Source organism: Streptomyces sp. NPDC058685 (assembly GCF_042714725.1).
Lineage (GTDB): Bacteria > Actinomycetota > Actinomycetes > Streptomycetales > Streptomycetaceae > Streptomyces.
In genome coordinates this window covers 47,349-63,985 of the sequence record NZ_JBHXSL010000009.1, presented here as the reverse complement: position 1 = coordinate 63,985, position 16,637 = coordinate 47,349, and the positions used below count along the sequence as shown (strand labels likewise).

Genomic DNA, 16,637 nt, shown 5'->3' with positions numbered 1-16,637 from the left:
CGGTACGGACGGCCGGCGCGACGCGGGTGCCGCGGACGTCCGTACCCCGTATCCCTACCGGGGCGCCTGCCAGGTGACCGTGGTGCCCTGCCCGCGGTCCTCGCCGTCCTCGCCGTGCCCGCGGTCCTCGCCGTCCTCGCGGTGCCCGCCGCCCCCGCCGTCCCCTCCTTCACCGGGGCGCCCGTCGTCCGCGACCACCAGCCGAACCCCGGGCCGGCCGTCCGGCAGCAGTACGGTCGCGTCCACCTCCACGTCGATCGCGGTGACGTCCGGTCGCCGGTGCGCAGCCGCCAGCGCACCGCGCAGCGCGGCCAGCAGCTGCTGGTCCGCCGGCTCCCGTACGAGGGCGTCGACCGCGCCCCGGAACTGCACGGACGGCTGGAAGCCGAGCAGCGCGGCCGCCCCCGCGGTCTCCCGCAGCACCCGGTCACGGAAACCGGCCGGGGCTTCGGCGGGCGGCTGCTGGAGCGCGAAGATCGTGGTGCGGACCTCCTGGATCGTGGAGTCCAGCTCGTCCACGGCCCGGCCGAGCAGCTCGTCGCTCTCGTCGCCCGGTGCGCGCCGCCGTGTCGACTCCAGCATCATCTCGGTGGCGAACAGCCGTTGGACGACGAGATCGTGCAGGTCCCGGGCGATACGGTCGCGGTCCTCGTAGACCGCGAGCTGCCGGCGGTTGTGCTGGGCGTCCGCCAGGACCAGCGCCAGCGCGGCGTGCGAGGCGAAGCGGATCGCCAGCCGCCGTTCGGCCGCCGTGTAGGGAGGGCCGTGCCGCCTGCGTGGCAGGGCGAGGGTGCCGATCAGCCGACCGCCGCTCTGCAACGGCAGCATCATCGACGGTCCGAACCGGCTGCGCACATGCGTGGTCATCCGCGGATCGGTCGCGGAGTCGTCGATGAACACCGGCTCGCCGCCGAGGAGTTGGACGAGCACCGGCGACCCGGGCGCGATGGTGGTGCCGACGATGTCACCGGGGTCGTCGGCCGCGGACGCGGCGACGATCTCCATACCGCCGTCCTCGGTGGGCTGGAGCACGACTCCCGCGGAGGCGTCGGCGAGGACGCGGGCCTGTTCGGCCACCGTCTTCAGGGCGTCCTGGGCACTCTCGCCGGTGAGCAGCGCGGTCGTGACGGCGGCCGCGCCCTCGATCCAGCGCTCCCGCTGCCGTGCGCTCTCGTACAGCCGGGCGTTGCCGATCGCGATGCCCGCCTGTGCGGCGAGCATCCGCAGCAGTGCGACGTCGTCCTCGGTGAAGGAGCCGTCGCGGCGTTCGGTCAGACACAGGAGCCCGAAGTCCTGGGTGTGCACCCGGATCGGAACCCTGAGGTACGTGTACGTCCCGGGACGGCCGCCGGGAGCGCCGGGCGAGGGCGCCCCGGCGGGGTCGTCGGGGCCGTCGGGGTTCAGCAGCCGCGGATCGCGCATGAAGGCGCTGATGAGGCCGTCGTCCCCGGCAGGCAGGGGGGCGGCCCGGCCGTCTTCGGGGGAGAGGCAGTCCTCGTCGCCCTCCGTCCGGGCGGCCGCGCCGGCGGTGTAGAGCTCGGTGATCGTTCCGCTCTCGGGGTCGAGGACCCCGAGAGCGCCGTGGCCCGCCCGGGTGAGGCCGGCCGCGGAGTCGACGATGTGCTGGAGGGTGGTGTGCAGTTCGAGGTCGGTACCGACACTGAGCACGGCCTCCAGCAGCATCGTGAGACGCCGTGCCGGCCCCGCCTCGCCCACCGCGGGCCGCCCCTCGTCCCGCTCCCTGCCTCAGCCGGCCTCGGCCTCGGCCAGCGGGTTGAGGACCAGCGGCTGGACCTTGCCCTCCAGCATCGCGCCGAGGCCCAGCACGGCACAGATGTCGGGGCGTTCGGCGATCTGCACCGGCATACCCGTGGCCTCGTGCAGCATCTCGTCCAGGCCCGGCAGCAGCGCCGAACCGCCGACCATCATGATGCCCCGCTCCGCCAGGTCGGCGACCAGGTCGGGCGGGCATTCCCGCAGGACCTTGCCGATCCCGTCGAGCACCGAGGTCAGCGGCGTGTGGATGGCGTCCCGCACGGCGGCGGTGTCGACCCGCACGGAACGCGCGAGGCCGGTGGCCACGTCCCGCCCGTGGATCTCGGTCGAAGTCGGCCCCTGGGGGGTCAGTCCGTTGCCGCGCAGGGCGAGTTGCAGGGGGCGTACCGACTGGCTCGGCAGCATCAGCTCGTGCTGGTGGCGCAGGTGCTGGATGACCGCGTAGTCGATGGCGTTGCCGCCCACGGGGATCCGTTCGGCGGTGACGATCGCGCCGAGCGAGAGCACGGCGATCTGGGTGGTCGCCGCGCCGCACACGATGATCATGCTCGCGGTCGGCTGCTCGACGGGCAGCCCGCAGCCGACGGCCGCCGCGATCAGGGTGTCGACGAGCTCCACCCGGCGGGCGCCGAGGCCGACCAGGGTCTCGACCGCGGCGCGCTGCGCCAGCGGGTCGCTGTCGTGCGGTGTGCAGGCGGCGGCACGCAGCCGCGGCTTGCGGCGCAGCTGCCGGCGCAGCTTCTCGCCCAAGAGGTGACGGAGCATCCGCTGGGCCATCTCGATGTCGACGACGGTGCCGCCGGAGACGGGCCGGACGACGCGGATGTAGTCGGGCGTACGGCCCGTCATCTTCTCGGCGAGCGCGCCGACCGCGATCAGCGCGCCCGTACGGGTGTTCACGGCGGCGACGCTCGGCTCGTCGACGACGAGTCCGGCGCCCTTCACGAAGACCCTGGTCCGTGCTGCTCCCAGGTCGACGGCGACATGGCAACGGCGCAACTGCTCAAGACTGACGGTCACGGCAGATCCTCCCGAGTGCGGTTCGTGATGGCATCGTGCGATCGTCGGGAGCAGTGCGCGCGCTGGGTGAGCCGGTCGGGGGTACGAAACTGACGATCCGCCAGATCTGTGCCGCCATTCGGGGGGTGGGCGTTGCCGGGCCGGGCGATCTCCGCGCGCAGGGGTCGTCGCACGGCCGCGGCGGCACGCCGACGGCCGGGGCAGGCCGCGGTGCGCGTCCGGGGTGGTACGCCGACGGTCGGTACGGCCTCTAGAGCAAGCGCTGGAGCAGCCCCCAGCAGAACTCCGCCACACATGTCTGTCCGTCAGGAAGCGTCAGCCGCAGCTGCCAGCGGGTCGGGGCCGATCCCTCCATCGGCAGGGCCGGGGGAAACGCGCGAGCCGCCTCGTCCACCGTGCACGACCAGGCCGTGAGGTCATCCAGGGTCCGCAGTTCGGGGCCCGGGGCGCCGGGAGCGCGGACCAGCCACTCGTTCCACACCGCTCCGCCGTCCGCCGCCATCACCTCGAAGCGCAGATCCGGCCAGAGCGGTACGGGCCACTGGAGGGCGTCGCACTCCAGGTCGCCGATCCGGCGGCGTTCGGTGCGCTCGGCAGGTCCGAGCACCGAGCGGTAGCGGGCGAGGGCGCCTCGTCCGCGCGGTGCGCGCACCATCGCCTGCCAGCGGCGGTTCGCCTCGCGCATGTCGGCGATCGACGCGCCCAGTTCCCGGCGCGCGGCCTCCACCAACTCCGGCTGGTGGTCGGCCATCCGGCGCAGAAGGACCAGTTGGAAGTCGTGAGGTCCGAAGGGTGCGGCTGCGGTCATGTCCGACATCCTGCCCCGCGGACCGGACACGACGCGTCGTCAACCGGGCGACCGGACGCGCCGCGGAAGTGAAGATTCCACACAAGATCCTCACAGTCTCATTCACCTCTGGCCCACCCCCGCCGCATAATCTGCGGGCGCCATGGATTACTGCTACCAGTGTCAACGGCACCTCAACGGCGCCCTGGCCTGTGCAGGCTGCGGCACGCCCGTCGAGGAGCTCAGGCATCGAAGCCCCAGCGCCCCCGCGGCGGAGCACGTCCTCGAGTTGGACGAGGTGTCCGCGCCGGCGGGGCATCGGCGTTCGCGCCGCCAGGCCCCTCCGCGTCCGAAGTCCTCGGGCCGGCGGGGGCGCAAGCGGCGTGGCCGCAAGGTGCTCATCGGCGTCGTGGGACTGGTGCTCGCGGCCGGCGCGCTGAGCCTCGCCGAACTGGCCCTGGAGAACCCGGGCGACGACGGAGCGGCGACGGCCGTGAAGGAAGCGGACAGCGAGGAGACGGAGTTCGCTCCGCAGCCTCCGGAGGCGAACGAGACCCCGGAGGGTCCCGACGGCGTCACCGAACAGCCGGTCGAGGCCACGGCCACGTCCGGACGTCCCACCTCCACCGTCACCGTCGCGGGGACCGCCGGCACCGGTAGTCCGGCCGCGGAGGGTCCGGACGAGGGGGAGGGTCCGCCGCCCTCGTCGCGCGCCGACGAGCCGTCCGAGCCCGACGAGTCGCCGTCGTCCTCCGCGCAGCCGAGCGAGTCGTCCGGCCCCGGCGGGTCGCCCACGAATCCTCCGCCCGGCGCCCCCACGCCGTCGCCGACCCCTACGCCGACCTGCAACCGTTTCCTGTTCTGGTGCCTGTGAGCCGTGTTCCGGTCCCGGTGGGCCGGATTCCGGTGGCGGCGACCCGTGCGCCGTCCGCGCGCCAGGGCCCGGGCACCACGATCCCACGCCCCGGGCTTCCGTTCCGTCGGTTTCCGTGTCCCGGGTCTTCGTGACCCGCGACTCCGCACACCGGGGATCAGCGCCCCGGGAGCCCGCCCGGCGCGTGCTCAGCCCGTCGCCGCGGCGTCCTCGCCGAGCATCCGCCTGAGCAGGTCCCGCAGGACGGTCCGCTCCTCGTCCGTCAGCTGCGCCAGCGGCTCACGGGCGAAGTCCAGTGACTCCCGCAGCCGCCGCGCCGTCTCCAGACCGTCGTCGGTCGGCGCGGCGAGCTTGACCCGGCGGTCGTGCGCGTCCGGCCGGCGCTCCACCAGCCCGCGGCTCTCCAGCCGGTCGACGATGCCGGTGATGTTCGACGGCTCGCACTTCAGCTTCACGGCGATACGCCGCATCGGCATGGGCTCCAGCGTGAGCAGCCCGAGGACGCGCGCCTGCGCGCCGGTCAGCGAGTGCTGGGCCGCGACCTGCTCGTACTCCGTGTAGTACCGCGCCACGACGGAGCCGATGAGGTCGACGACCTCGACGGTCAGGGGATCGGTACGTGGGGTGGCCATGCACGCCAGGGTACCCGGTTACTTGACAACATGAAATATCGGTGCGCATGGTTGTTTCAGGTAGTGAAGCTTTTCTAGGAGGAACGCAGCATGTCCGCACTTCCGGAGACCAGCCGTGAATGGCACCTCGTCGCCCGCCCGCACGGCTGGCCCAAGGCGGAGGACTTCGCCCTGCGTGAGGTACCGGTGTCGGAGCCGGGCGAGGGCCGCGTCCTCGTCCGCAACCTGTACTTCTCGGTCGACCCGTACATGCGCGGCCGGATGAACGACGTGAAGTCGTACACCCCGCCCTTCCAGCTCGACCGTCCCATGGAGGGCGGCGCGGTCGGCGAGGTCATCGCCTCGAACGCCGAGGGCTTCTCCGTCGGCGACCACGTCCTGCACGGCCTCGGCTGGCGCGAGTACGCGGACGTCCCCGCGAAGCACGCCACCAAGGTCGACGGCTCCGTCGCCCCGCTCTCGGCCTACCTCGGCGTCCTCGGCATGCCCGGCCTCACCGCCTACGCCGGTCTCTTCGACGTCGCCTCCTTCAAGGAGGGCGACGCCGTCTTCGTCTCCGGCGCGGCCGGAGCGGTGGGCAGCCAGGTCGGCCAGCTGGCCCGGATCAAGGGCGCCTCCCGCGTCATCGGCTCGGCGGGCTCCGACGAGAAGGTCAAGCTCCTCGTCGAGGAGTACGGCTTCGACGCCGCGTTCAACTACAAGAACGGCCCCGTCGCCCAGCAGCTGAAGGAAGCCGCCCCCGACGGTATCGACGTCTACTTCGACAACGTCGGCGGCGAGCACCTCGAAGCCGCGCTGTCCTCGTTCAACGTGCACGGCCGCGCCACCATCTGCGGCATGATCGCCCAGTACAACAACACCGAGGCGGCCCCCGGCCCGCGCAACCTCGCCCTGGTCATCGGCAAGCGCCTGCGCCTCCAGGGCATGCTCGTCAACGACCACAACGACCTCGCGCCGCAGTTCGTGAAGGACGTCGCCGGCTGGATCGCCTCCGGTGAGCTCAAGTACAACGAGACCGTCGTCGAGGGCATCGAGAACGGCTACGACGCCTTCGTCGGCCTGCTCCGCGGTGAGAACACCGGAAAGATGATTGTTTCCCTCACCCGCTAGTGCACCCGCTAGTGCCGTGACCGGCCATGTCTGCCGGTCCGGCGGAGACGCTAGGCTCGTGCCGAGCCGTCGCGGTCGTGGGCGCGAGTCGCGGCGAACCACAGGAGGAAACCTCTTCATGTCCATTCAGCAGTCCGACGTCCTGTACACCGCTGTCGCCACCGCGGAGAACGGCCGTGACGGCCGCGTCTCCACCGATGACGGCAAGCTCGACGTGGTCGTCAACCCGCCGAAGGAGATGGGCGGTTCCGGGGCGGGCACCAACCCGGAGCAGCTCTTCGCCGCCGGGTACAGCGCCTGCTTCCAGGGTGCGCTGGGCGTCGTCGCCCGCCAGGAGAACGCCGACATCACCGGCTCGACGGTCACCGCCGAGGTCGGCATCGGCAAGAACGACGAGGGCTTCGGGATCATCGTCAAGATCACGGCGTCCATCCCGAACGTCGACGCCGCCACGGCCAAGGCCCTGATCGAGAAGGCCCACCAGGTCTGCCCGTACTCCAAGGCGACCCGCGGCAACATCACGGTCGACCTCGCGGTCTGAGTCCCACCTCAGGCACGCACGGCCGAGGCACCAGCAGTACGCACGACTGAGGGCCGCACCCCGTCCGGGGTGCGGCCCTCGGTGCGTGGTCAGCGGGTCAGCAGTGCCCGGCCGACCTGCGCGAACACACCCTTCGGGTGGTCACGGAACAACGGCTCCGTGCCGAACAGCACGACGGGCGCGCCCTTCGCCGTCGTACCGCTGACGACCGACGCCCGGCCCGCGGCCGCCTGCGGGCCGCCGCTGCCGTCCTCCGCCGCCCGCCAGTGGCCGGCCACCAGCGGATTGCCGGTGCCGTACGACTGCTCCGCCCGGACGCCGGCGCCGAGGCCGGTGAACCAGAGCGGGGAGTAGACGAAGGTGTGGGCCGGGGCGCCGCCGGTGATCGCGCCGCCCCTGTTGGTCACCCGCACCACACCGTTGGCGTCGCCGTTGCCCTCGGCCGCCGTCGCCGGGATCAGTCCGGCGGCCGCGTTGAAGGCCGCACCGGCCGACCCGAGGCCGACCACGCCGACACCGCTCCCGGCGAACGCCTCCCGTGCGGCCGGCGTCAGCCGGCCGTGGTCGAGGCCCGTCGACACGTACAGGACGTCGGCACGCGACCAGTCGAAGCCCGCGTTCAGGATCGCGGTCGACACCGGCACCACGTCGAAGCCCATCTCGCGCAGCGCGAACTGCTCGCCCGCCGTCACGGCGGCCGCGACCCGGGTGCGCGCGAGGGGCGCGGTCCCGCGCTCCTTCGTCGCCGAGAAGACGACGCCGAACCGGTCGGCGAGCACGGCGGCCGCCTTGCGCGCAGAGCCCGGCACGATCGCCGCGCCGTCGGACGTCCGGCGCACCGCGACCCCCTGGGCCAGCAGGGTGTTGACGGCCGCGAGCTCCTTCGGGTCGTCCAGCCGCAGCTTCAGATCACCGCGCGGCGCGACGTACCCCGTGGGCGCGGCGGCGGTGACCGGCCGCGAGACCACGTGCAGATCGCCCCGGGCGGCCTTGTCCACCGTCGCGCCCCACAGCAGCCCGAGGCTCCACCCCGAGATGTCGTACATGGTGGAGACGTCGGCGCTGATGTCCCTGCCCTCGGCCAGGATCACATTGGCGATCCCGCGCTTGGGCTGCCGCAGATCGACGACGTACGACCCCGCCGGGTAGCTACGGCCGGCCAGCCGGAACGGGCGGACGGCCCGTTCCACCCGGACGTCGTTGGCGACCAGGTGGTCCACCAGACGGCCCGCGGCGACCGCCGAGCGCTGTCCGCGGCCCGCCGGGATCACATACGCCCGCGGGAACGTCGTCGTGTAGACGTCCTCCGGCCCGATACCGGGCACCCCGGGCACCGTCTCGGACGAGACCGGACGCTGGGCCTCACCGGCCGCGCCCCGCCGGAACGTCTCGATCTGGTCGGCGATCACCGAGGCGCGGTGGCTGTTCGTGTACTCCAGCGTCGCGCGCATCGCCGCACCCGCGATCGCCGTGTTGATCACCGCGCGGCGGCGCAGCTCGGCGACCGGCAGGCTGTCGTACTGGGCGTTGTTGACGGTCATCGGGAACTCGATGGTGTGCGAGGCGACCGCGCCCTGGAAGGGCATGTACTGCGGGGTGAAGATGGGCGGCCAGTCGTCCCAGCCCTCCTTCTCGTCCCGGAAGGGGATCACGGCGGGCTGCACGCCGTCGGCGGCGGGGGTGTAGCCGAGGCCGTTGACGGCCTTCTCCATACCGAGCGCGTTGGCGTACGCGTTCTTCAGGAACAGGTCGTACTCGTAGTTCTCGCCGTGCGGCGGTGTCGTGGGCTCGATGAGCGTGCCGTTGACATAGCCGTGCAGGTCGAGCATCACGGCGGGCTGCTTGTCGATCGCGATCCGGCGGATCGCCCGTGCCTCGGGCTGGGTCGCGGTGATGAAGTCGCGGTTCAGGTCGAAGCCGTTGGCGTTGGCGCGGGTGCCCGCGATCCGGCCGTCCGGGTTGGCGGTCACGTTCAGATAGACACGGTTCTTCGCGAGCAGCCCGGCGGTCTTCGCGTCCTTGGCCTTCGCCAGCTCCTCGATGAGCTTCAGGGCCGCGTCCGTGCCCTCCCACTCATTGCCGTGGATGTTGTTGTTGATGAACAGGGGCGTCTTGTACGCGGCCTTGATGTGCTTGTCCCGGGCGGCCGCGGCCGGGCTGTTCTCGATCCGCTCCCGCATGCGTTCCTGGTCGCGGGCCTGCCCGGAGCTCTCCGGCGCGGTGACGGTCACCAGGTAGAGCTCGTGCCCGCCGGCGGAGTGCCCGGCGACCTCCACGCTCACCCGGTTGCCCAGCTTCTGGAGGGCGTTGAGCCGCGGTGCGAGCGAGTGGTACGGGGCGAGCCCCAGCTTGATCGACTTGTCGGCGGCGTTGACGGGCGGTGCGTCGAGGACGGTGCGCCGCGGGTAGCCGGCGTCCTTCCGCAGCCCCGGCGTCGCGCGCTCCAGCGCTCGCAGCGCAGCGGCTCCCACGGGCGTGGAGTCCCGCGCGGTGTCCCGCCCGGCCCCTTCGCGTACGGGGTGCGGCCGCGGTTCGTCGCGCCCCGGTGCCGCGGACGCGGACAGCGGGCTGAGAAGTAAGGCTCCGAGGACGGCGGTACTGGTGGTGAACAGGACTGGTCTGAGGAGTGCCATGAACGGAGGGTCTACCGTGTCGCCGTGCCGGGGGCAACAGATGTCCGGAAGAAGATCGGCCGTTCGCCCTCTTCGCCGCGCCCCGACCGGCCGGCCTGTCCCTCCCGGCGGCCCGTTAGGCTGGGCGTATGCGTGATCTGGTGGTCGGCTTCGGCTATTTGATGAAGGGCCAGCGCTGGGTCGCCGGACACGGCCGCTGGCTCGGCTTCGGGCTGCTGCCCGGCCTGGTGACCCTCGTGCTGTACGCGGGCGCGCTCGTCGGCCTCGGCTACGGCGCCGACAATCTGGTGGGCTGGGCGACACCGTTCGCCGACGGCTGGTCCTCGCCGTGGCTCGGGCTGCTGCGCGGCTTTCTGACCGCCCTCGTCTTCACCTTCGGCCTGTTCGTCGCGGTGATCACCTTCACGGCCGTGACCCTGCTGATCGGTCAGCCCTTCTACGAGTCGCTCTCCGAACAGGTCGACCGCACCGAGGGCGGCCGGGTTCCCCGATCGGGGCTGCCCCTCTGGCGCGAGCTGTGGATCTCCGCGCGCGATTCGCTGCGGGTCGTGGCGCGTGTGGTGTTCTACGGGATTCTGCTGTTCGCGGCCGGCTTCCTGCCGGTCGTCGGCCAGACGGTGGTCCCCGCGCTCGGCTTCGCGGTCTCCGGCTTCTTCCTCGCCGAGGAGCTCACCGCCGTGGCCCTCCAGCGCCGGGGCGTCGAACTGAAGGAGCGGCTCGTCCTGCTGCGGGGCCGCCGGATGATGGTCCTCGGCTTCGGTGTGCCGCTCACGCTGGCGTTCATCGTGCCGCTCGTCGCGGTGTTCCTGATGCCGGGCGCGGTGGCCGGCGCGACGCTGATGGTGCGCGACCTGGCGGGCACGGAGTCCGACGAGCCGTCACCGCAGGCCCCGGCCCCTTACAGCCTCGACAAGGACCGGGGCCTCAACGACGCCGGACGGGGCGGGTACCGATCCTGACGGCGGCGAGCCTCGGGTTCCGCGCCTGATCGCCGCGGCCCCCTCCGGGTTCCGCGCCCGGCTCCTTCCGGCCCTCAGGTCTTCGGCTGGGTGAAGCGGATGCTGTTGCCGAACGGGTCCCGCAGGCCGCAGTCGATGCCGTACGGGCGCTCGGTGGGCTCCTCGGTGAACTCGACGCCCTTGTCCCGCAGCGTCTTGTACGTCCCGCGGCAGTCGTCCGTGCTGAAGATGAGGGAGCCGCCCATGGCGCCCTTGGTCACCAGCTCGCGGACCTGCTGGGCCGTCTCCTCCGACATCGCCGGAGGGCCTGGCCGCTCCAGCAGGATCTGCCGCTCCGGGTGGCCGGGGACGCTGACGGTCAGCCAGCGCATGAAGCCGAGGTCGACATCGGCGCCGACCTCCAGGCCGAGCGTGCCGACATAGAAGTCGAGGGCCTCGTCCTGGTCGAGGACGTAGATCTGTGAGTGCGTGATGGCGTTGAACATGGCCCTCACGCTACGGGCCGCGGCGGACGAAAACTTATCCAGAACTGCTCGGTCCGGGGATGTCCGCGCAGGACCGCCGGGCGGGCCGCCGCTCACAGGACCGGCCGCGTCCACGCCTTCGTGAAGCACGTCGGCACGTCCGCCGCCGCGGCCTCCTTGCGGTACGCCCTCGGCGGCCGGCCGACGATGTCACGGAACGTACGGCTGAAGGTCCCCGGGCTGCCGAAGCCGACCTCGAAGCAGATGTCCGTCACGCTGCGGTCGGTCTCCCGCAGCAGATACATCGCCCGCTCCACACGGCGGCGCTGGAGGTAGCGGTGCGGCGTCTCGCCGAACGTGGCCCGGAAGGTGCGTGCGAAGTGCGCCGGGGACACATGGGCGATCCTGGCCAGGGCCGGCACGTCCAGCGGCTGTGCGTACGCGCGGTCCATCGCGTCCCGGGCCCGCAGCATGCGGCGGTTGGTCTCTTCCGCGGCGCGGCTCACCGCATCCTCACCCCGTCCACCGTGGTCCGCGACAGGGCACATGAGCCGGGCGGGACCGGTACGGCGCTCACGGCGCCACCGTCGCCGGTGACAGCTCGGCGAGCGCGAGCCCGGGAGCGCTCGACGCCGCCGTGGCCAGCAGTGCGCCGTCCGGGCCCCACACCGCACTGTCGCCCGGGCACTCCCCGACACCGCAACGGCCCACCGCGTTGGCGAGCACCACATACAGACCGTTGTCCCGCGCGCGGACCGGATAGACCGTCGCGAAAGAGTCGTTGCCGATCTCCAGCGCCGAACTCGCCACGTACACCCGGCAGCCGTCCGCCCGTGCCCGCTCGGCGAGTTCCGGGAAGCGGTTGTCGTAGCACACCGCCGTCGCGAAGCCGATGCCGTCGAGGGTGAACCGGCCGTCCTCGGAGCCCGCGTCGAAGACGTCGTTCTCCGTGCCGTGCACATGCTGCTTGTCGTAGCGGGCGAGCAGCTCGCCGTCCGGCCCGATGACCAGCGAGGTGATGGCGGGCCTGCCGCCGGCCGTACGGACCGCGGCGTTGAGCACGGCGGCCGTGCCGCCCGTCCGGCACGCTTCCCGCACCGGGTCGAGCCGCGCGTCGTCCTCCGCGAGCACCAGCGCGGGGTCGGCGGCGATGAGATCCGGCTCGTACCCCGTCACCGCCAGCTCGGCGAAGACGACCAGCCGTGCGCCCTGCCCGGACGCCGTGTCGACGAGGTCACGCACGGCGCGCACATTCGCGCCGATGTCACCGGGGGCGGAGCGGAACTGTGCGGCGGCAATCCTCATACGGCCATCATCACCGCCCGGCGGCAGCCCGCACCACGCCTTTCCCGCACCCGCGGCCCCCGCGCCTGCCCCCGCGCCTGCCCCCGCCCCGTCAGCCGGAGCGGGGGAGGAGCCCTGCCTCAGGAGGCGTCGGCCGCGACCCGGATGATCTCCCGCACCTGCGCGATGATCTCCAGCCGGTTCTTCACGAACACCGGGTCCGTGATCTCCGTCGTGTTGGCCGCGTCGAACTGGAGGACCGGGGTGTGCACATGTCCGCCGGGGATCTTCAGCCCCAGCCTGTCCCGCAGCAGCGTCGCGCGGTAGGCGATCTCGTTCGAGAGGTAGTCGCCGCCGCCGCCCGCCCGCGCGGTCGAGCCCGGCGTCGGCCCGTCCGGGCGGGCCACGGGTGTCGTGGAGCCCGCCGGGATCTCGGTGACCGCCGTGTTGTCGAAGACCGGGAAGGGCCCGGTCCTCGCGGCCACGATCGCCGCGTACGGCAGGGTCGTCGTCGTCCACTGCGGCTGCGTCGCCGGATCGCTCACCGGCACCGTCTCGGTGCGCGAGACGTTCAGGTTGTCGCCGAAGCCTCCCCGCCACGCCCCGTTGGTCCGCTCGATGTCGATACGGCCCACGCGCCCCTGGCTGACCGTGGTGAACAGGTCCGCCTTCGGCAGCTGCTCGCGCAGGGTGCGCTCGACCGTGCCGTCCGCGAAGTCCTGCCAGCGCACCGGGAAGACCGCCGTCTCGATACGGGCCGGTCCGTCCGCCGTACGGATCCACGTCCCGTCCAGCGCGAGCGCCGTCGCGCCGGACGGGTTGCTGATCCGGATGTCCCGGTCGAGCGTGAAGGGGTCGAAGCCCGTCATCACGATGCGCTTGACGCCCTTGCCCGCCGGGAGGTCCATCGAGTCCTGGCCGCGCGAGGAGCGCTCCAGCCGGTCGACGAGCCGGTCGCGCTGCGCGGTCGTCAGCCCGAACCCGGGCTCCCACTGCCGCAGTTCACGCGTCATCGTGAGCCGCGCCCAGTACAGCGGCCGGTCGTCGTCCCGGCTCAGATCGCCGCGTACCGGCCCACGCCCCTGCGCGCGGTCGACCGCACGGTCCCAGAGCGAGGAGGCATGCCGTACGACGGCCCGCTCGGCCTGCCGGTAGCTCCGTGCGTGGCCCAGCGCCCCGGCGAACTCCGGTGCCACCGTGTCGAATCCGCTGCGCCGCAGAATCTCCTGGGGCACGGCCCGGTCGAGCCGGGCCTCCTCCACGGTGACCGGCGCGGCAGCGCCCGGCTCGGCGGCGACGAGCGGCGGAGCCGCGAGGGCGAGGGTCAGGGCGGCGGCGCCAACTACGGTCACGCGCGCACGTATCCGGGACACGGCGATCCTTCCGTCGGGGGGTCGCGGAAATACCACCACAGGAGTGCCGCCCTGGCTACCGCCTCATTCCGGCCGCACCAGCCCCAACAGCCACAGGTCGTGCCTCCGGCCGGTCAGACCGGCGGACGCACCGCGGTGATGTTGCGGTACGCGATCTCGGCGAGCCGCCCCTGGCCGTTCTTGCTCGGGTGGAACCAGTCCCAGCGGCTCAACTGGTCGCCGCTGAACCGGTAGTCGAAGACCGCCCCGCCGTCGTAACGGCAGCGCCGGTCCTTGGCGCACACGTCCCTCAGCACGCCGTTGTACGCCTTCACCCGGTCCTGCACCTCGGTCCGCCGCTGCTGCGCCCGCACACTCTCGTCCTCGGCGTCGCCCAGCATCGTGGCGCAGATCCCCAGCTTCCAGATCTGCCGGCCCAGCGGATTGCCCCGCCCGGTCGACCACAGCCGCTTCAGGTCGGGCACGCTGGAGACGTAGACCTGGGACTTGGGCGCGGTGCGCCGCAGCTCCCGCAGGGCGCCCGTGAAGGACGTACGGAACTCCTCGACGGGCGTCATGCTCGCGGTGGTGTCCGCGCAGGCGTCGTTCGCGCCGACCATCACCGTCACCAGTTCCGGCTTCCTGGCCGCCGCCTGGGTCATCTGCGCGGGCAGATCGGAGACCTCCGCGCCGGACCGGGCGTAGTTCCAGGCACGCTCGGCGACGGCGGGCGCGCCCATCAGCCGCAGCGCGAGGCTGTTCACCGTGGCGTCGGAGCCGGTCGCCCAGGACACCTCGGGGCAGTCGGAGAGCACCACACAGGCGTCGAAGCCCCGGGTGATGGAGTCACCGACGGCGGCGATCGAGTCCGGGCTGCGGTCCCATACCGGGGCGGGCGGGGGCCGCCGTTTGGCGGGTGAGCCGTTCGCCCGGTTGTCCGACGAGGAGTCACATCCCGTCAGGGCGCCGGTCGCCAGGAGCGCGACGGCCGTCAGTGCCGCGGCCGCCGTGCGCACACGGCGGCCTCGTACGGTCTCGCGCATCCCCGTTTCCCCTCCGTATCACCCGTTCATGGCGTCCTCGCGGGTGAAAGCTTGGTGCGTACGGCCCCCAGGACCGACATTACGTCACCCCTCGGCCACCCGCGCGCGGTAGCTTTTCCCCGTCGACCAGAGGCCGCGTGCCCATCGGTCCCGGTAAATTACATCACGTCACATGGTGTCCCTTTTGCGGAGATTAACTCCTGATGCTGTTTACTGAGGCCGCTGGGAATGGCGATCCTCGTCCCACTCTGGAGGTCCCGGTGACGACACGTGGCGTTCTGTACGTTCACTCAAGCCCCCGTGCGCTGTGCCCGCACGTCGAATGGGCGGTCGCGGGTGTGCTCGGTGTACGGGTCCAGCTCGACTGGATCAGACAGCCCGCATCCCCCGGCACCTGGAGAGCCGAGTTCTCCTGGCAGGGCGAGGTGGGCACCGCATCCAAGCTGGCGTCCGCGCTGCGGGGCTGGCAGCTGCTGCGCTTCGAGGTCACGGCCGAGCCGTGCGCGAAGGCGGAGGGCGAGCGGTACAGCGCCACACCCGACCTCGGCATCTTCCACGCCGTCACCGGGATGCACGGCGACATCCTGATCCCCGAGGACCGGCTGCGGGCCGCGCTCGCCCGATCCGTCCAGGGGGAGACGGATCTGGAGGCGGAGATCGCGAAGCTGCTGGGCAAGCCGTGGGACGACGAGCTGGAGCCGTTCCGGTACGCGGGCGAAGGTGCCCCGGTCCGCTGGCTGCACCAGGTGGTCTGAGCCCGCAGGGCACCCGTCAGCGCGGGAGAACGGCCCGCGCGCCCGGCGCGAGAGCGCCCCCGAGCCGCCCGCGCACGAGAACGACCGAGGCCCGGCCCCCCGAGGGGGGCCGGGCCCCTTGGCTGTGACGGGCGGTCAGACGGTGCGGAACGCCAGGACCACGTTGTGGCCGCCGAAGCCGAACGAGTTGTTGATCGCCGCGATCGTGCCCTCAGGGAGCGCACGCGGCTCGCCGCGCACGATGTCGGCGTCCACCGCCTCGTCCAGGTCGTCGACGTTGATCGTCGGCGGGGCCGTGCGGTGGTACAGCGCCAGGACCGTCGCGACGGTCTCGATGCCGCCGGCGCCGCCCAGCAGGTGACCGGTCATCGACTTCGTGGCGGAGACCGCCACATGGTCGAGGTCCGCGCCGAGGACCTGGCGCAGCGCCTTGACCTCGGCCACATCGCCCTGGGGCGTCGAGGTGGCGTGCGCGTTCAGGTGCACGACCTCCGCGGGCTTGAGGTCCGTCGTCTCCAGCAGGTTGCGCATGGCGGCGGCGATGCCGCGGCCCGTCGGCTCCGGCTGCGCGATGTGGTGGCTGTCCGCGGACAGACCCTGGCCCAGCACCTCGCAGTAGACCTTGGCGCCGCGCTTCGCGGCGTGCTCCGCCGACTCGAGGATGACGACGCCGGCGCCCTCGCCGAGGACGAAGCCGTCACGGGCCGTGTCGTACGGACGCGACGCCTTCTCGGGCTCGTCGTTGTTCTTGGACATCGCCATCATGTTGGCGAACGCGGCGATGGGCAGCGGGTGGATCGCAGCCTCGGTGCCGCCGGCCACCACCACGTCGGCGCGGCCGGTGCGGATCATCTCCACGGCGTAGCCGATCGCCTCGGCGCCGGACGCGCACGCGGACACCGGGGTGTGCACGCCCGCCTGGGCGTTCACCTCCAGGCCGACGTTGGCGGAGGGGCCGTTGGGCATGAGCATGGGCACGGTGTGCGGGGAGACGCGGCGTACGCCCTTCTCCTTGAGCACGTCGTACTGGTCGAGCAGAGTCGTTACGCCACCGATGCCGGAGGCGATCACGGTGCCCAGCCGGGCGGGTTCGATGTTCTCGTCCTCGCCCGCCTGAGCGGTGAAGCCGGCGTCCGCCCACGCCTCGCGGGCCGCGATCACCGCGAACTGCGCGGAGCGGTCCAGCTTGCGGGCGAGCGGGCGCGGCAGGACCTCGCCGGGGTCGACCGCCGCGGGCGCGGCGATCCGGACCGGGAGTTCGGCGAAGCGTTCGCCTTCGAGCGGCTTCACTCCGGAGCGCCCGGCGAGCAGACCTTCCCAGGTCGATGCGCTGTCGCCACCCAACGGTGTGGTTGCGCCGATACCGGTGACGACCACGGTGCGATTGGTCGAGCTCACAGGAATTCT

Annotated in this window: 16 protein-coding genes; 5 read left to right on the top strand and 11 right to left on the bottom strand. The window is 72.3% G+C overall.

Annotated elements, in window-relative coordinates; genetic code table 11:
* Nucleotides 1–54: 54 nt before the first annotated feature.
* From ACFWU3_RS11105 to ACFWU3_RS11095, 3 genes are all read right to left on the bottom strand, one after another.
* Nucleotides 55–1,683: a GAF domain-containing protein gene (locus tag ACFWU3_RS11105; protein WP_384434796.1), complete on the bottom strand. Its 1,629-nt coding sequence runs from the start codon at nucleotides 1,681–1,683 to the stop codon at nucleotides 55–57.
* Between the two features lie 63 nt (nucleotides 1,684–1,746).
* Complete coding sequence (locus tag ACFWU3_RS11100; RefSeq protein ID WP_384434462.1) at nucleotides 1,747–2,796, bottom strand: rod shape-determining protein; 1,050 nt, start codon at nucleotides 2,794–2,796, stop codon at nucleotides 1,747–1,749.
* A 250-nt stretch (nucleotides 2,797–3,046) separates the two neighbouring features.
* Nucleotides 3,047–3,613, bottom strand: a complete 567-nt coding sequence (locus ACFWU3_RS11095; RefSeq protein WP_384434459.1) for a hypothetical protein — start codon at nucleotides 3,611–3,613, stop codon at nucleotides 3,047–3,049.
* Nucleotides 3,614–3,746: 133 nt separating this feature from the next.
* Here ACFWU3_RS11095 and ACFWU3_RS11090 point away from each other — a divergent pair, with 133 nt between their 5' ends.
* Nucleotides 3,747–4,457, top strand: coding sequence for a hypothetical protein (locus ACFWU3_RS11090; RefSeq protein WP_384434456.1), 711 nt, complete (start codon nucleotides 3,747–3,749; stop codon nucleotides 4,455–4,457).
* Between the two features lie 188 nt (nucleotides 4,458–4,645).
* On the opposite strand, the gene ACFWU3_RS11085 is transcribed toward ACFWU3_RS11090, so the two are convergent.
* The gene (locus ACFWU3_RS11085) at nucleotides 4,646–5,089 is read right to left on the bottom strand and encodes a MarR family transcriptional regulator (protein WP_327684402.1); all 444 of its coding nucleotides are present in this window, start codon (nucleotides 5,087–5,089) and stop codon (nucleotides 4,646–4,648) included.
* Between the two features lie 90 nt (nucleotides 5,090–5,179).
* Here ACFWU3_RS11085 and ACFWU3_RS11080 point away from each other — a divergent pair, with 90 nt between their 5' ends.
* Both ACFWU3_RS11080 and ACFWU3_RS11075 read left to right on the top strand, forming a co-directional pair.
* The gene (locus ACFWU3_RS11080; protein ID WP_384434452.1) at nucleotides 5,180–6,199 is read left to right on the top strand and encodes an NADP-dependent oxidoreductase; all 1,020 of its coding nucleotides are present in this window, start codon (nucleotides 5,180–5,182) and stop codon (nucleotides 6,197–6,199) included.
* A 118-nt stretch (nucleotides 6,200–6,317) separates the two neighbouring features.
* Nucleotides 6,318–6,740 (top strand): organic hydroperoxide resistance protein, encoded by a 423-nt coding sequence (locus ACFWU3_RS11075; protein ID WP_313946481.1) that lies wholly within the window; start codon nucleotides 6,318–6,320, stop codon nucleotides 6,738–6,740.
* Nucleotides 6,741–6,829: 89 nt separating this feature from the next.
* Here ACFWU3_RS11075 and ACFWU3_RS11070 read toward each other — a convergent pair whose 3' ends face one another.
* Entirely contained in the window at nucleotides 6,830–9,373 is a 2,544-nt protein-coding gene (locus tag ACFWU3_RS11070) for a M14 family zinc carboxypeptidase (protein WP_384434448.1), read from the bottom strand.
* Nucleotides 9,374–9,501: 128 nt separating this feature from the next.
* Between ACFWU3_RS11070 and ACFWU3_RS11065 the strand changes: the two genes are divergently transcribed.
* Nucleotides 9,502–10,332, top strand: a complete 831-nt coding sequence (locus tag ACFWU3_RS11065; RefSeq protein WP_384434445.1) for an EI24 domain-containing protein — start codon at nucleotides 9,502–9,504, stop codon at nucleotides 10,330–10,332.
* A gap of 74 nt (nucleotides 10,333–10,406) precedes the next feature.
* On the opposite strand, the gene ACFWU3_RS11060 is transcribed toward ACFWU3_RS11065, so the two are convergent.
* The 5 genes from ACFWU3_RS11060 to ACFWU3_RS11040 all read right to left on the bottom strand — a co-directional run bounded on the left by ACFWU3_RS11060 (nucleotide 10,407) and on the right by ACFWU3_RS11040 (nucleotide 14,475).
* Entirely contained in the window at nucleotides 10,407–10,817 is a 411-nt protein-coding gene (locus tag ACFWU3_RS11060; protein WP_383242422.1) for a VOC family protein, read from the bottom strand.
* A 92-nt stretch (nucleotides 10,818–10,909) separates the two neighbouring features.
* A complete protein-coding gene (locus tag ACFWU3_RS11055) occupies nucleotides 10,910–11,302 on the bottom strand; it encodes an AraC family transcriptional regulator (RefSeq protein ID WP_327684407.1) in 393 nt (130 codons plus the stop codon).
* Nucleotides 11,303–11,369: 67 nt separating this feature from the next.
* On the bottom strand, nucleotides 11,370–12,101 hold the full coding sequence (locus ACFWU3_RS11050; RefSeq protein ID WP_384434441.1) for a carbon-nitrogen hydrolase family protein: 732 nt from the start codon (nucleotides 12,099–12,101) through the stop codon (nucleotides 11,370–11,372).
* Between the two features lie 119 nt (nucleotides 12,102–12,220).
* Entirely contained in the window at nucleotides 12,221–13,432 is a 1,212-nt protein-coding gene (locus ACFWU3_RS11045; RefSeq protein WP_384434439.1) for a pyroglutamyl peptidase, read from the bottom strand.
* 134 nt (nucleotides 13,433–13,566) lie between these two features.
* Nucleotides 13,567–14,475 (bottom strand): SGNH/GDSL hydrolase family protein, encoded by a 909-nt coding sequence (locus tag ACFWU3_RS11040; RefSeq protein WP_384434436.1) that lies wholly within the window; start codon nucleotides 14,473–14,475, stop codon nucleotides 13,567–13,569.
* A gap of 260 nt (nucleotides 14,476–14,735) precedes the next feature.
* Here ACFWU3_RS11040 and ACFWU3_RS11035 point away from each other — a divergent pair, with 260 nt between their 5' ends.
* Complete coding sequence (locus ACFWU3_RS11035; RefSeq protein ID WP_313946489.1) at nucleotides 14,736–15,230, top strand: DUF3145 domain-containing protein; 495 nt, start codon at nucleotides 14,736–14,738, stop codon at nucleotides 15,228–15,230.
* Nucleotides 15,231–15,365: 135 nt separating this feature from the next.
* Here the strand turns inward: ACFWU3_RS11035 and fabF are convergent, their stop codons facing one another.
* Complete coding sequence (gene fabF, locus ACFWU3_RS11030; protein WP_327684411.1) at nucleotides 15,366–16,628, bottom strand: beta-ketoacyl-ACP synthase II; 1,263 nt, start codon at nucleotides 16,626–16,628, stop codon at nucleotides 15,366–15,368.
* Nucleotides 16,629–16,637: the final 9 nt, after the last annotated feature.